The organism is Sphingomonas sp. IW22 (assembly GCF_041321155.1).
Taxonomy (GTDB): Bacteria; Pseudomonadota; Alphaproteobacteria; order Sphingomonadales; family Sphingomonadaceae; genus Sphingomonas.
Genome location: NZ_JBGGWB010000001.1, coordinates 818,648 through 832,544, shown reverse-complemented (window position 1 = coordinate 832,544; position 13,897 = coordinate 818,648). Strand labels below are relative to the sequence as shown.

Genomic DNA, 13,897 nt, shown 5'->3' with positions numbered 1-13,897 from the left:
GTCAGGCGTCGACCAGGCTGGGCAGGCGCAGATTGGCCGATGCCAGCTGCTGTTGCATCAGTTCGTTGAAGGACAAGGTCGGATTGGCTTCGGCCAGCATGCCGATCTTCATCCAGAACTCCGCCTGTGCGTTGATCGACCGGCACATGATGGCGCTGGCCCGCCGCGCTTCCTCATGCAGTTCGTCGTCGATCTTCACGATGCCCACCGGCGTCTCCGCTTATGAATATACAAAACATATATGTTTCGTATGTCGCCCGGTCAATGTCGGGTCGGCGATCGGTGCTGGACAAGCGGGGCCGGGGGTTTCTAACCGGCGGCGATGGGAATCATCGCAACGATCATGAACACGAACACTGGCGAGCCGATCCAGAAGATGAGCTTCGGCCGGATGCCCAAGCCATGGGCTTCCTTCACGCTGGAGACAGGCGAGCTGGTAAAGGCCGATCGGGTCGAAGTTGGCAAGCCTGCGCCCGGCAAGGTGGTGACGCCGGTATTCGTTTGGGTCACGCCAAAGGGGTGACCCGGGGCGCGGGCTCAATCCGCCTGACGCGCCGCCGTTTCGCGGATCAGTGCGATCATATTGGGTATTCCCTGCGTCCGGTTCGAGCTCAGCTGGTTTTTCAGGTCGAACGGCGCCAGAGCGGCTTCGATATCGGTTGCCAGAATGTCGGCGGGCGTGCGGTCCTGAACGGTCAGCAGCACCAGCGCGATAATACCCTTGGTAATCGCGGCATTGCTGTCGGCCAGGAAATGTAGCGTCCCGTCGTCAGTCGGCATGGGATAGACCCAGACTGAGGCGGAGCACCCGCGCACCAGCGTTGCATCGGTCTTGAGCGCGTCGGGCATCGGCTCCAGCGCGCGGCCAAGGTCGATAAGAAGGCGATAGCGATCGTCGGCTTCGAGGAATTCATATTCGTCGGCAATGTCGGTCAGCGTCGGCATGACCGCGCGCATAGCCGGACCGCCGCCGCGCGTCACCCCGGCGCGTTCGGCCGGGGTGACGCAGACGGGTTCAGGCAATGGGCTGACCCGGCGCGATGCCCGGTCCGCCAGGCTGGGGAGAGGGCACGTCGATATCAGGCGCGATCGGCGGCGTTTCCGACGGAGGCCGGTCGGGAATGCCCGGAGTCGACGGCTCGGCCGGGGTGGCGGGATGCGGGGGCGCTTCGGGCGGCGGCGTCGTCGGCTGGCCCGGTACCGTGGGTTCGGCGGGCGTTTCCTGGGGGATAGGGGGTTCGACCGGCATCGGCTTTTCTCCTTGTTCGATGCACACAACGAACGTCGTGGACGAGTGTTGCCGCACGCGCCCTTGTTTGCGCGGGGCTTGCTGCTATAGACGCCCGCTGACCGGCGGTGTCCTCTTCTGATGCGGGCGTGGCGGAACTGGTAGACGCGCTGGATTTAGGTTCCAGTATCGTAAGATGTGGGGGTTCGAGTCCCTTCGCCCGCACCAGGCTCTGCTCCGAGGCTTCGGATACGTGACGCCGCTATGCCGATTCAACCAGACGAAAGCGCGAACCCGAAGAATGCAGACTGTCGAGACGTTGAACGAGGGCCTCAAGCGCGCCTTTACGCTCACCATCACCGCCGGCGAGATCGACGCCAAGGTCGAGGCCGAGGTCAAGCGCGTTGCGCCGACGATCCGCATGCCGGGCTTCCGCCCCGGCAAGGTGCCCGCCAACCTGATTCGCAAGATGCACGGCCCCGCGCTGGCGCAGGACGCGCTGAACAGCTCCATCCAGGACGGTATCCAGCAGCTGATCGCCGAAAAGCAGCTTCGCCCCGCGATGCAGCCTTCGGTCGAACTGGCCGACGGTTACGAGCCGGGCAAGGACGCCGAGGTCAAGGTCGAGCTGGAAGTGCTGCCCCAGGTGCCGGCGCCCGCGATCGACAGCCTCAAGCTTGAGCGTCTGATCGTTCCCGTCGCCGACGAGCGCGTCGACGAGCAGCTTCAGCAGCTGGCCAGCGGTCAGAAGAAGTGGGAAGATGCCGAAGGGCGCGTTGCCGAAACCGGCGATCTGGTCGTCATGGATTTCGTCGGCAAGGTCGACGGCGTCGCCTTTGACGGCGGTACCGGTGAGGATATGTCGGTGGAGATCGGCACGGGCCGTCTGATCCCCGGGTTCGAGGATCAGCTGGTCGGCGTGAAGGCCGGCGACGAAAAGCAGATCGAAGTCACCTTCCCCGAAGATTACGGCGTCGACACGCTGGCGGGTAAGCCCGCGACGTTCGATCTGACGATCAAGTCGGTCAAGACCGCGGGCGAAACCGTGATCGACGACGAATTTGCCAAGACGCTCGGCCTGTCGGACCTCGATCAGCTCAAGGGTCTGCTGCGCGGTCAGCTCGAAAACGAGACTGGCCAGATGACGCGCACCCACATGAAGCGCAAGCTGCTCGACCAGCTGGCCGAGGGGCATGACTTCGAAGTGCCGCCTTCGATGGTCGAAGCCGAATTCGCTCAGATCTGGCAGCAGCTTGAGCATGAAGCCAGCCACGAAGCCGATCCCGAAGCGGCGATGAAGGAGCTGGAAGGCGAGCGCGACGATTATCGCAAGATCGCCGAGCGTCGCGTGCGCCTGGGCCTGCTCCTGTCCGAAATCGGGCAGGCAAATGGCGTCGAAGTCAGCCAGGCTGAGATGCAGCGCCTGGTGATGCAGGCCGCGCAGCAATATCGCCCGGAAGATCGTGAGCGGTTCATGCAGTATGTCCAGCAGGAGCCGATGGCCGCTGCCCAGCTGCGCGCGCCGCTCTATGAGGACAAGGTCGTCGACTTCCTGTTCGACAAGGCCGAAGTGACCGAGCGCGAAGTGACGCGTGAGGAGCTGGAAGCCGCGATTGAAGCAGAGGACGGCAACGTGCCGCACGTCCATGGTCCTGACTGCGACCACGACCATGACCACGCCCCGGCCAAGAAGAAGCCGGCCGCGAAGAAGGCCAAGGCTGCCGAAGTGACCGACGCGGACGTCGAGCCGGCCGCTGCCGATGCGGAGGCTGAAGCCGCCGCGCCGAAGAAGAAGGCTGCGACCAAGAAGGCCGCCGACGCTCCCGCCGAGGAAGCCGAAGCACCCAAGAAGAAGGCCGCGCCCAAGAAGAAGGCTGAGGACGACGCCGCAGAGGCCGCCGAAGCCGCACCGAAGAAGAAGGCTCCGGCCAAGAAGAAGGCCGCTGACGCCGAGTGACGTTGCCTCCCCGTTGCCCTGAACTTGTCGAGGGGCAGTTCTTTCCAAATGGGAAGGACGGGGCTTGGACAGGCTCAGCCCGAACGGGGACAGCGTGACCGAACAGTACGAACAGCCGGCAGGACCAGCCCGCATCGCGGTGATCCTGCCGTGCTATAACGAGGAAGCGGCCATCGCTCAGACGGTGGCCGGTTTCCGCGCCGCGCTGCCACAGGCGCGCATCTATGTTTACGACAATAACAGCCGCGACCGGACGGTCGAAGTGGCCCGCGCCGCCGGCGCGATCGTCCGCACCGAACGCGTCCAGGGCAAGGGTGCGGTGGTGCGGCGCATGTTCGCCGACGTCGATGCCGATGTCTATGTCATGGCCGATGGTGACGCGACCTATGACGCGGCATCGGCGCCTGCGCTCGTCGCGCGCCTGATCGACGAACGGCTGGACATGGTGGTCGGCAGCCGCGTGCATGAGGCTGCCGCTGCCTATCGTCGCGGGCATCAGTTCGGAAACAAGGCGCTGACCGGTATGCTGGCGCGCCTGTTCGGGCGCAGCTTTACCGACATCCTGTCAGGCTACCGCGTCTTTTCCCGGCGCTTCGTCAAGAGCTTCCCGGCCCTGTCGGCCGGGTTTGAGATCGAAACCGAGATCAGCGTCCATGCGCTGGAATTGAAGATGCCGGTGGCGGAAATCACCACCCCCTATTTCGCCCGGCCCGAAGGATCTGCGTCGAAGCTGTCGACCTATTCCGACGGCTGGCGCATCGCGCGGACGATCGCGACGCTGTACCGGATCGAACGGCCGCTGTTGTTCTTTGGCGCGATCGGTGGCGTGCTGGCGCTGCTGGCGGTGCTGCTGGCAATTCCGCTCGCGTTTACGTGGATCCAGACCGGGTTGGTGCCGCGCTTCCCCACCGCGATCCTTGCCACGGGGCTGATGATCTTGGCGTCGCAGTGCCTGTTCGCGGGGCTGACGCTCGATACGGTGGTGCGCGGACGGCGCGAAGTGCGTCGGCTGGCCTATCTCGCCTATCCGGCGCCCGGCGGCGAAGACTGACGCAGCGGGGCTTGCGCGGCCCGGCACGAGCGCCGATGTAGGCCAATGCAAGCACAACCGAGCGGGATTTCCATGCACGACCCTATGAGCGTCCTTCAGAACGCCCTCGTTCCCATCGTCATCGAACAGTCGAGCCGCGGCGAGCGCAGCTTCGACATCTATTCGCGGCTGTTGCGCGAACGCATCATCTTCGTCGTCGGTCCGGTCGAAGACCATATGGCCTCGCTCATCACCGCCCAGCTCCTGTTCCTTGAATCGGAAAATCCGAAGAAGGACATCTGGATGTACATCAACTCGCCGGGCGGCGTCGTCACGGCGGGCATGGCGATCCACGATACCATGCAGTATATCCGTCCGCGCGTCGGCACCGTGTGCATCGGTCAGGCCGCGTCGATGGGCAGCTTCCTGCTGGCCGCGGGTGAGCCGGGGCTGCGTGTGGCGCTGACGAATGCACGGATCATGATTCACCAGCCGTCGGGCGGCGCACAGGGCATGGCCAGCGACATCGAAATCCAGGCCAAGGAAATCCTGCGCATCAAGCGGCGGATGAACGACCTGTACGTAAAATATACCGGCAAGCCGCTGGAAGAGATCGAGCGTGCAATGGACCGCGATACCTTCCTCGAAGCGGACGAGGCCAAGGCGTTCGGCCTGGTGGACGAGGTTTACGAAAAGCGGCCGTCCCCGACCGAGGACGCGCCGTCGGCCTGACCGGCTTGACGTTGCCGGGGGGCAGACACATTTTGTCGATTGTTCCCCGGCATCCGACGTGTAGAGTTGCGCGTTGAAAGCGGATCACCCGAACGACGGGTATCGGGACATACGGGCGCCTCGCCGGATCAGGGGCTGAAAGGTTGCCCCGCCATTCGGGGCAGATGGTGAGTGAATGACGAAACTGAGCGGTGGCGACTCCAAGAGCACCCTCTATTGCTCGTTCTGCGGCAAGTCGCAGCACGAGGTGCGCAAGCTGATTGCCGGTCCCACCGTCTTCATCTGCGACGAGTGCGTGGAGCTGTGCAACGACATCATCCGTGAGGAAACCAAGTCGGCGCTCGTCAGCAAGAAGGACGGGGGCGTCCCCACGCCGCAGGAAATCTGCGACGTGCTGGACGACTATGTCATCGGCCAGAGCCGTGCGAAGCGCGTGCTGTCGGTGGCGGTGCACAATCATTACAAGCGGCTGAATCATGGTGCCAAGGGTGCCGATGTCGAGCTGTCCAAGTCGAATATCCTGCTGGTCGGCCCCACCGGCTGCGGCAAGACGCTGCTGGCGCAGACGCTGGCGCGCATTCTCGACGTGCCGTTCACCATGGCGGACGCGACGACCCTGACCGAGGCGGGTTATGTCGGTGAGGATGTCGAAAACATCATCCTGAAGCTGCTTCAGGCGTCGGATTACAATGTCGAACGCGCCCAGCGCGGCATCGTTTACATCGACGAAATCGACAAGATCAGCCGCAAGGCCGAAAACCCGTCGATCACGCGCGATGTGTCGGGTGAGGGCGTTCAGCAGGCGCTGCTGAAGCTGATGGAGGGTACCACGGCCTCTGTCCCGCCGCAGGGCGGGCGCAAGCATCCGCAGCAGGAATTCCTGCAGGTCGACACGACGAACATCCTGTTCATCTGCGGCGGTGCGTTCAGCGGTCTTGAAAAGATCATCGGCGACCGCCTGCAGGGCAAGTCGATCGGTTTCGGCGCCTATGTCGCTGCGCCGGAGGAACGGCGCACGGGTGAGACGCTGCGTCAGGTCGAACCGGAGGATCTGCTGAAGTTCGGGTTGATCCCCGAATTTGTCGGTCGTCTGCCGGTAATCGCGACGCTGGAGGATCTTGATACGGCTGCGCTGGTCCAGATTTTGACCGAACCGAAGAACGCGCTGGTCAAACAATATCAGAAGCTGTTCGACATGGAGGGCGTGAAGCTTGGCTTTAACGACGACGCGCTGAATGCGGTGTCGAAAAGGGCCATCGAACGCAAAACCGGCGCGCGCGGTCTGCGCTCGATCCTGGAGGGCATTCTGCTCGATACCATGTTCGACTTGCCGGGCATGGACGGCGTCGACGAGGTGATGGTCGACAAGGACGTGGTTGAGGGTCGCAAGGAACCGGTCCGCGTCTATGCCAAGAAGGAAAAGGCCGGCGGCGCCGCCTGACGCGCTGGCGAGGTCTAATCAGAAAGAAAGCGCGGGTTGCGGCCCGCGCTTTTTTTTTTGAAGCCGCATGGCTCTGATCCGGTAGTAGCACCGTTTGGTCCGAAACGGTCGTTTCTGGCCGCTTGAACTAGGGAGCGCTAACCCGTTTTGTTCAGGCCGTGATAACCGCAATTTGTCGAGACCGTCTTCGAACGGTTGGGAGCATCCGCTGTTACCGCGAATGTGGAGCCGAAGAGATGGGTCTTTCCGTAACACGTGGCCGCATGGCACCGCAGAAACTGAAAATGCGGATCTTTGCGATCTGCGCCATCGGCATGCTTTTGCCGTTGCTGAGCCTTGTCGTACCGCAGGTGGCGCACGGGCGGGTGGACATGGTGGAGATTGGCGTCGTGCTCCTCGCCACCTTGATCGGCACGGCGGCCGTGCTGTTCGGTATCAACGCGCTGCTTTCGCCGAATCGCGGCTCGTCTGACGAATGCCGTTTCGCCGGGGGGGAGGGGACGGTGCGCCTTGAGCCAGTCGCCGGCGTGGACGAGATCAGTCAGTTGCTGCGCCGCGTCAACCAAGCGGCCGAATCGATGCAATCACGCCTGAGCATGCTGGATCAGGCAGCGCATCGTGACCCGCTGACCGCCCTACGCAATCGGCGCGGCTTTTTCGCCGAAGTGGAGCCGCTGTTCGCCGCGCGTGTGGGCGGCGCCTTTGCGATCATCGACCTCGACCGTTTCAAATCGATCAACGACCGTTTCGGTCATGCTGCGGGCGATCAGGTATTGTGTGAGTTCGCCGCCCGCCTGATTTCGATCTGCACCGGTGATTCTGTCGTCGCGCGTTGGGGTGGGGAGGAGTTTGTGGTCTTTTTTCCGCGCACCGATGAGGCTGGGGCGCAGGAAATCCTGGCGTCGCTGGCCGCGTCAATCCGCACCATGCCGATCGGGCCGGCGGAGGCACAGCCGGTTACGTTCTCGGCCGGTCTGGTCGAAGCGGGGAGCGAACCGATCGACCGGACGGCTGAGCGCGCCGATGCCGCGCTTTATGCAGCCAAACGCGCCGGTCGCGCTCAGGTGCTGGTCGAGCGCGATCTGGTGGGGCGCTCGGTCGCCGGCTGATCGTGCTTGCGCTGCCGGGCGGCCAGCGCCAGCCCGGCGGCGATCTGGATGAAGCCATAAAGGCGCCGCCGACCCGGACGGCCGCGAAACGGCGCCACCATCCGTTCAGCTCCCATCGCATCCTTCTCCCACAACTCAACGTGGCGCTGTGGCTGGAGAACACCGAGCAAGCCGTCGCCGATCATGAAGGTTGCAGCCATTTCTGCTGTCCGTCCGCGCCAGTTTGCCATGATCGTCCTTTCAACATTTGTTACGCAACAAAACGCGCGACCGGCGCATTCGTTGAAGGGTTCGCAAAAGGAGATCAAATGACCGGCACCCGCGCCGAAGGACAACCAACCGCCGCCCCGGCAGTTGCGCGAAAGCTGCTCGACAAGAATATTCTGCCGCTCTGGTCGCTTGCGCTTCCCGTACTGGGGGTGCTGGCGATCATCATTTCGCTGGGTAAGCTGGGCGGGGTCGGCGTCGCGTTGGCGGCCGTCATCCTGATGGGCGCGGTACTGGCCGCTGTTCACCACGCTGAAGTCGTCGCTCACCGGGTGGGCGAACCGTTCGGCACGCTGGTTCTGGCGGTTGCGGTGACGGTGATCGAGGTTTCGTTGATCGTGTCGTTGATGACGTCCGGCGGCGGCGACGCGGCCACACTGGCACGCGACACCGTTTTCGCCGCGATCATGATCATTCTGAACGGCATTGTCGGCATCTGTCTGCTGCTCGGCGGCGTGCGCCACCATGAACAGGTTTTTGCGCTGAAGGGGGTGAGCGCAGCACTGTGCGTACTGGCGGCGATGGCGGTGTTAAGCCTGATCCTGCCGAATTACACGCTCTCGGCGCCTGGCCCGTTTTTCACCGCGTCGCAGTTGATATTTACCGCGGTCGTGTCCCTCACGCTGTACGCAACCTTCGTGCTGATCCAGACGGTGCGGCACCGGGACTATTTTCTGCCGGCCGACATCGACGGGGTCGATGAAGATACGCATGCCGAACCCCCGACGGTGGCCCAGGCATGGCTGGCCTTTGCAGTGCTGGTTGCGGCTCTGGTGTCGGTGGTACTGCTCGCCAAGCAACTGGCGCCGACGCTTGAGCGGGCGGTCCTGTCCGCCGGTCTGCCGCTGGCGCTGGTCGGCGTGGCCATTGCTGCGTTGGTGCTTGCTCCCGAAAGTCTGGCGGCGGTGCGTGCGGCACGTCGCAATCGGTTGCAGACCAGCCTGAACCTCGCGCTCGGATCCGCGCTGGCGACAATTGGTCTCACCATCCCGACCGTCGCGATCGCTTCTCTGGTCCTGGATCTGCCGATCGCGTTGGGCATCGGTCCCAAATCGATGACGCTGCTGGGCCTGTCGCTGATCGTGTCCGTCCTCTCGCTCGGCACGGGTCGGACCACCGTCCTGCAAGGCATGGTCCACCTGCTGATCTTCGCGACTTATCTGTTCGTGACGGTCGTTCCCTGACGATCGGCGGGCAGGCGGCGCAGTACGCGCATCATCGGGTCGATCAGCACCGGGACCCCGGCGGGCACCGTCAGCGTCGCTCGCCCGCCGGTCATTGGCACCCGGCGGATGTCGTCGCCAATCTGCACTTCGACAGGCAGTGGGAAAGGACGGCCGTGGGCCGCCCGCCACTCCAAGGCCAGCTGGTCGCCATCCCGCCGCTCGATCAGTTCGGGTAGGGCGGCTTGGCGGAGATAGGTGTCGAGGAACCAGTTCATGTCAGTGCCAGTGACGTCGTTCAGGATACGGCGATATTCATCGGTCGTGGTGAAGCGCGGGGCGAAGTTGCCGGGGCGCGGATCGGGGCGGCCATAGACGACGCGCCGCGTCACCGTTTCAAACGCCGCGTCGCCGATCAGCCAGCGCAGCGTGTGGAGCATCCACGCGCCCTTAAAATAGATGTCGCCGCCGGGGCCGTTTGCATCCTCGTACACCGCGCCTTCGTCACGCGGGCTGCCTGAGACGATGGGGTGGCGATTCGCGATACGCTCCCGATCCTTCATCAGCATGGCGATATAGCGGGCATAGCCGTCGCGGCGCAGGCCGTAGAGCGGCTGCATATATTCGGCATAGCCTTCGTGGAGCCAGAAATCGTCCCAGTCGGCGACGGTCATCTGGTTCGCGAACCATTCATGCGCCAGTTCGTGATGCAGCAGCCAGTCGAACCCCTCCGGCGCCTTTTTATAGCCATTGCCGTAAGCATTGATCGTCTGGTGCTCCATGCCCAGATGCGGCGTCTCGACCACGCCGAGCTTTTCGTCGGCAAAGGGGTAGGGGCCGACCGCACGCTCAAAAAAGTCGACCATCGGGCCGAATTCGGCGAACAGCGCGCGCGCCTTGTCGCCATTGCCGCGCAAATGCCAGAAATGCAGCGGGATCGCATTGCCGAACCGGCTGCGATGGGTCGCGGTCAGTTCTTCATAGGGGCCGATGTTCAGCGCGATGGCATAGGTATTGGGCTGTCGCGCCTGCCAGTTCCAGCGCGTGCGCCCGTCGGGCAGCGTATCGACGCCGATCAGCCGCCCGTTCGACGGCGCCTTCAGCCCGCGCGGGACGGTGATGTGCAGGTCGGCCCGGCCTGGCTCAAAACGGGGGGCGTCGATGCACGGCCAGAACAGGTCGCAACCCTCTCCCTGCACGGCGGTTGCGATCCATGGTTCCCCGGTCGGCGCCTGCGACCAGACAAAGCCGCCATCCCATGGCGCGCGCACGGCGACATGGGGCACACCGCCATAGGTGATGCGCGCGACGATGCGCCCGCCGGCTGCAACGGGTGCGGGCAGGTCGATCGTCATTCGCCCTTCCGGATTGCGCCAGGCGCCACTGGGCAGCGCGCGCCCGCCGATCTCAATCGCGCTGACCGGCAGATTGCGGTCGAGATCGAGGACCAGTTGCCGCAACGGCGCGCTGGTGGTGAAGGTCAGGGTAGCGGTGCCGCTGATCGCCTGACGATCGGGAAACACTTCCCACGACAGGTCCGCATGGTCGAATGTCAGCGCGGCCTGTTCCGGCGCGATCGGCCCGCCGGAGCGCGCGGTCTGGTCAGTGAGCGGCGGCATCCCCGGATCGGGCGCCGCACCCACCAGCGCCAAAGCGGCAAACAGTGCGGCTACACCCCGATTGATGCCTTGCGCGCGCTCCCCATATAGGGTGCAAAGGGTGCCCCAATCGGGCGCCGTCGGAGAATTCATGAAGTCCAGTTATCCCGTTCTGCCGCTTCGCGACATCGTCGTGTTCCCGCATATGATCGTGCCGCTGTTCGTCGGTCGCGACAAGTCGGTGGCCGCGCTCGAGGCTGCGATGGCGGCTGACAAGATGATTTTCCTTGTCGCACAGCTCGATCCGTCGAACGACGACCCTTCTCGCGATGACCTGTATGACACCGGTGTCACGGCAGAGGTCCTTCAGCTGCTGAAGCTGCCCGACGGCACCGTGCGCGTGCTGGTCGGTGGTCGCGATCGCGCGCGGCTCGACTTGCTCGAGGCGCAGGAAGGCTATGTTGCCGCCACGGTCGAACCGATCGAGGAGGCCGAAGCCGAAGGGACCGAGGTCCAGGCGCTGATGCGCTCGGTCATTGACCAGTTCGAGAATTACGCCAAGCTCAACCGCAAGCTGCCCGCCGAAACCGCCGTCCAGCTGGGCGAGCTGGAGGATGCGGGTCGTCTGGCCGACGCGGTTGCCGGCAACATCGCCGTCAAGGTCGCCGACAAGCAGTCGCTGCTGGTCGAAACCGATCCGCGCAAGCGGTTGGAGATGGTCTTCGCCTTCATGGAGGGCGAACTCGGCGTGCTTCAGGTCGAGAAGAAGATCCGCAGCCGCGTCAAGCGCCAGATGGAGAAGACGCAGCGCGAATATTATCTGAACGAACAGCTGAAGGCGATCCAGCGCGAGCTGGGTAATGAGGGCGAAGAGGGTGAGGGCGACGAGATCGCCGAACTGACCCAGAAGATCGCCACGCTGAAGCTGTCGAAGGAAGCGCGCACCAAGGCGACCAGCGAGCTGAAGAAGCTGAAGACCATGGCGCCGATGTCCGCCGAGGCGACGGTGGTTCGCAATTACCTCGACGTGCTGCTGGGCCTGCCGTGGGGCAAGAAGTCCAAGCTGAAAAAGGATCTGGTCGAGGCCGAGAACATCCTCGACGGCGACCATTATGCGCTGGAAAAGGTCAAGGACCGGATCGTCGAATATCTGGCGGTGCAGGCGCGCACCAACAAGCTGAAGGGGCCGATCCTGTGCCTCGTCGGCCCGCCGGGCGTGGGCAAGACCAGCCTGGGCAAGTCGATCGCCAAGGCGACGGGACGCGAGTTCATTCGCCAGTCGCTGGGCGGCGTGCGCGACGAAGCCGAGATTCGCGGCCATCGCCGTACCTATATCGGTTCGCTGCCGGGCAAGATCGTCACCAATCTTCGCAAGGCTGGCGCCAGCAACCCGCTGTTCCTGCTGGATGAGATCGACAAGCTGGGTCAGGATTTCCGCGGCGACCCGGCCTCTGCCCTGCTCGAAGTGCTGGACCCGGAACAGAATTCGAAGTTCAACGACCATTATCTGGAGATCGACATCGATCTGTCGGACGTGATGTTCGTCTGCACCGCGAATACGCTGAACCTGCCGCAGCCGCTGCTCGACCGCATGGAGATCATCCGGCTGGAAGGCTATACCGAGGATGAGAAGGTCGAGATCGCCGAACGGCACCTGATCGCCAAGCAGATCGACGCCCACGGCCTGAAGGAAGGCGAGTTCGAGCTGACCCAGGCGGGTCTGCGCGACCTGATCCGCTATTACACCCGTGAGGCCGGTGTCCGCACGCTTGAGCGCGAAATCGCCAAGCTGGCGCGCAAGGGGCTGCGCCGCATCCTTGAAGGCAAGGCGGTCAGCGTCACCGTCACGCCCGAAAACCTGCATGAATTCGCAGGGGTGCGGAAATATCGCTTCGGCATCGGTGAGGAAGAGCATCAGATCGGCGCCGTTACCGGGCTGGCCTGGACCGAAGTGGGCGGCGAATTGCTGACCATCGAAAGCGTCACCGTGCCCGGCAAGGGCGCGATCAAGACGACCGGCAAGCTGGGCGACGTGATGAAGGAAAGCGTCGAGGCGGCGATGAGCTTCATCAAGGCACGCGCGCCGACCTTTGGCATCAAGCCCAGCCTGTTTGCGCGCAAGGACGTGCACGTCCACCTGCCCGAAGGCGCGGTGCCCAAGGACGGGCCGTCCGCGGGTATCGGGCTGGTCACCTCGATCGTGTCGACGCTGACCGGCGTGCCGGTCCGCAAGGACATCGCCATGACGGGCGAGGTGACGCTGCGCGGCCGGGTGCTGCCGATCGGTGGCCTGAAGGAAAAGCTGCTCGCAGCGCTTCGCGGCGGCATCACGACGGTGCTGATCCCGACCGAGAATGAGAAGGACCTTGCCGAGATTCCGACCGTCATCAAGGAAGGGCTGAAGATCGTACCCGTCGCCCATATGGACGAGGTTCTGCGCCTTGCGCTGACCGAACCGCTGGAAGCGATCGACTGGAGCGACTCGGACGAACTCGCGGCGCAACCGCCGGTCGGCGTGCCGCCCGCAGCGGACCCGGTCCGGCACTGATCTGCGTCATGGTGGGACGGGGCGCCTTTCGGTGATGCCCCTCCCGCCAGCGGCGGCACGCAAGCTCCGCGAACTGGGGCGTTTTGACGCATAATCGCCGCTTTTTCTTTGACAGGCCGACGCCCGATAGGCCTACTGACCGTTCAGCTGCATTCGATGCGGCCGATTCCGATTTTTCCAGAAACAGCAAACAGGGGTTTTTTGGGCAATGAACAAGCAAGAGCTGATCGCGCAGGTCGCCGACTTGTCCGGCCTTGGGAAGGGTGATGCCAGCAAGGCCGTTGAGGCAGTGTTCGATTCGATTTCGGAAGCCCTGAAGAAGGGTGATGAGGTTCGTCTCGTCGGATTTGGCACCTTCTCGGTCAGCAAGCGCAAGGCGTCGACGGGCCGCAACCCGCGCACCGGCGAGCCGATGACGATCAAGGCGTCGTCGCAGCCGAAGTTCAAGGCCGGCAAGGTCCTGAAGGATTCGGTCAACTGAACCGATGAACCGGGCGCGCATCGACATGCGCTCCGGGTCAAAAACGGGCTGGACAGGCGCTCGATGGACGCCTAAACGCCCGGCTCCGATTTCGCCAAGATCGTTTCACGATCCCGGCATCGGGCGCGTAGCTCAGCGGTAGAGCACACCCTTCACACGGGTGGGGTCACAGGTTCAATCCCTGTCGCGCCCACCAATTCGATCAGGCCCGTCCGGCATTTGCCGTGGCGGGCCTTTTCCATTTCCGGCTCAACAGACCCCGCAAATGGCACCGTGTGTCATCCCGCTTGTTGCACGGCGTTCGCAAAGCCCGATGTTCGTCCGGCAATTCAGACGCAATCGG

Annotated in this window: 14 protein-coding genes and 2 tRNA genes; 11 read left to right on the top strand and 5 right to left on the bottom strand. The window is 63.8% G+C overall.

The window, feature by feature from the left end; genetic code table 11:
- Position 1: 1 nt before the first annotated feature.
- Positions 2-208, bottom strand: coding sequence for a ParD-like family protein (locus ACAX61_RS04210; RefSeq protein ID WP_370713554.1), 207 nt, complete (start codon positions 206-208; stop codon positions 2-4).
- Positions 209-343: 135 nt separating this feature from the next.
- Here ACAX61_RS04210 and ACAX61_RS04205 point away from each other — a divergent pair, with 135 nt between their 5' ends.
- A complete protein-coding gene (locus tag ACAX61_RS04205) occupies positions 344-523 on the top strand; it encodes a hypothetical protein (RefSeq protein ID WP_370713553.1) in 180 nt (59 codons plus the stop codon).
- Positions 524-537: 14 nt separating this feature from the next.
- Here ACAX61_RS04205 and ACAX61_RS04200 read toward each other — a convergent pair whose 3' ends face one another.
- Positions 538-957 carry a SufE family protein gene (locus ACAX61_RS04200; protein WP_370714898.1) on the bottom strand — a complete coding sequence of 140 codons (420 nt, stop codon included), beginning with the start codon at positions 955-957 and terminating at the stop codon, positions 538-540.
- A gap of 58 nt (positions 958-1,015) precedes the next feature.
- On the bottom strand, positions 1,016-1,249 hold the full coding sequence (locus ACAX61_RS04195) for a hypothetical protein (protein WP_370713552.1): 234 nt from the start codon (positions 1,247-1,249) through the stop codon (positions 1,016-1,018).
- Positions 1,250-1,371: 122 nt separating this feature from the next.
- Here ACAX61_RS04195 and ACAX61_RS04190 point away from each other — a divergent pair.
- From ACAX61_RS04190 to ACAX61_RS04165, 6 genes are all read left to right on the top strand, one after another.
- Positions 1,372-1,456 (top strand) — tRNA-Leu (locus ACAX61_RS04190).
- Positions 1,457-1,529: 73 nt separating this feature from the next.
- Positions 1,530-3,185 (top strand): trigger factor, encoded by a 1,656-nt coding sequence (gene tig, locus ACAX61_RS04185; protein WP_370713551.1) that lies wholly within the window; start codon positions 1,530-1,532, stop codon positions 3,183-3,185.
- A 94-nt stretch (positions 3,186-3,279) separates the two neighbouring features.
- The gene (locus ACAX61_RS04180) at positions 3,280-4,236 is read left to right on the top strand and encodes a glycosyltransferase family 2 protein (RefSeq protein WP_370714897.1); all 957 of its coding nucleotides are present in this window, start codon (positions 3,280-3,282) and stop codon (positions 4,234-4,236) included.
- Positions 4,237-4,308: 72 nt separating this feature from the next.
- Positions 4,309-4,947 (top strand): ATP-dependent Clp protease proteolytic subunit, encoded by a 639-nt coding sequence (locus ACAX61_RS04175; RefSeq protein ID WP_370713550.1) that lies wholly within the window; start codon positions 4,309-4,311, stop codon positions 4,945-4,947.
- Between the two features lie 175 nt (positions 4,948-5,122).
- Complete coding sequence (gene clpX, locus ACAX61_RS04170; RefSeq protein ID WP_370713549.1) at positions 5,123-6,388, top strand: ATP-dependent Clp protease ATP-binding subunit ClpX; 1,266 nt, start codon at positions 5,123-5,125, stop codon at positions 6,386-6,388.
- A gap of 236 nt (positions 6,389-6,624) precedes the next feature.
- Entirely contained in the window at positions 6,625-7,497 is an 873-nt protein-coding gene (locus tag ACAX61_RS04165) for a GGDEF domain-containing protein (protein WP_370713548.1), read from the top strand.
- On the opposite strand, the gene ACAX61_RS04160 is transcribed toward ACAX61_RS04165, so the two are convergent.
- Positions 7,449-7,697, bottom strand: a complete 249-nt coding sequence (locus ACAX61_RS04160) for a hypothetical protein (protein ID WP_370713547.1) — start codon at positions 7,695-7,697, stop codon at positions 7,449-7,451. The two genes, ACAX61_RS04165 and ACAX61_RS04160, sit on opposite strands and share 49 nt — an antisense overlap.
- A 108-nt stretch (positions 7,698-7,805) precedes the next feature.
- Between ACAX61_RS04160 and ACAX61_RS04155 the strand changes: the two genes are divergently transcribed.
- Positions 7,806-8,948 (top strand): calcium:cation antiporter, encoded by a 1,143-nt coding sequence (locus ACAX61_RS04155; RefSeq protein ID WP_370713546.1) that lies wholly within the window; start codon positions 7,806-7,808, stop codon positions 8,946-8,948.
- Here the strand turns inward: ACAX61_RS04155 and ACAX61_RS04150 are convergent.
- Positions 8,921-10,546 (bottom strand): M1 family metallopeptidase, encoded by a 1,626-nt coding sequence (locus tag ACAX61_RS04150; RefSeq protein WP_370714896.1) that lies wholly within the window; start codon positions 10,544-10,546, stop codon positions 8,921-8,923. The genes ACAX61_RS04155 and ACAX61_RS04150 overlap by 28 nt on opposite strands.
- A gap of 130 nt (positions 10,547-10,676) precedes the next feature.
- On the opposite strand from ACAX61_RS04150, the gene lon reads away from it, so the two are divergent.
- The 3 genes from lon (at position 10,677) to ACAX61_RS04135 (ending at position 13,750) form a co-directional block, all read left to right on the top strand.
- Positions 10,677-13,073: an endopeptidase La gene (gene lon / locus ACAX61_RS04145; RefSeq protein ID WP_370713545.1), complete on the top strand. Its 2,397-nt coding sequence runs from the start codon at positions 10,677-10,679 to the stop codon at positions 13,071-13,073.
- A gap of 208 nt (positions 13,074-13,281) precedes the next feature.
- The gene (locus ACAX61_RS04140; RefSeq protein ID WP_370713544.1) at positions 13,282-13,554 is read left to right on the top strand and encodes an HU family DNA-binding protein; all 273 of its coding nucleotides are present in this window, start codon (positions 13,282-13,284) and stop codon (positions 13,552-13,554) included.
- A gap of 121 nt (positions 13,555-13,675) precedes the next feature.
- A tRNA-Val gene (locus tag ACAX61_RS04135) sits at positions 13,676-13,750 on the top strand.
- Positions 13,751-13,897 lie beyond the last annotated feature (147 nt).